The organism is Pseudomonas sp. B2021, from assembly GCF_018135665.1.
Taxonomy (GTDB): Bacteria; Pseudomonadota; Gammaproteobacteria; order Pseudomonadales; family Pseudomonadaceae; genus Aquipseudomonas; species Aquipseudomonas lactis.
In genome coordinates this window covers 1-259 of the sequence record NZ_SMOF01000045.1, presented here as the reverse complement: position 1 = coordinate 259, position 259 = coordinate 1, and the positions used below count along the sequence as shown (strand labels likewise).

Here is a 259-nt window from a genome sequence, read left to right as displayed (position 1 = left end):
CACGCCGTTCGCGGATGAGGTTGCCGAAGGCGTCGTAGTCGTAATGGCGGTCGCCCTGGATCATCAGACGATTCGCCGCGACGATGTCTGGACCGGGACGGTCTTGCATCAGCAGGTTGCCGGCCGGGTTGTGGCCGAAGCGTTCCTGTATGTCTTGCGAGTGGTCGGCGCGGGTCAGGCGGTTTAGCGGGTCGTAGCGGTAAAGGTGTTCGCCTTTGCGGGTGTCGAGCAGGCGGGTGAGGTTGCCGGCTTTGTCGTA

The 259-nt window shown here is 63.3% G+C and carries 1 protein-coding gene; it reads right to left on the bottom strand.

The features are described from left to right. On the bottom strand, positions 1-259 hold a 259-nt coding region (locus E1K68_RS27595), incomplete at both ends, for a hypothetical protein (protein WP_212614974.1).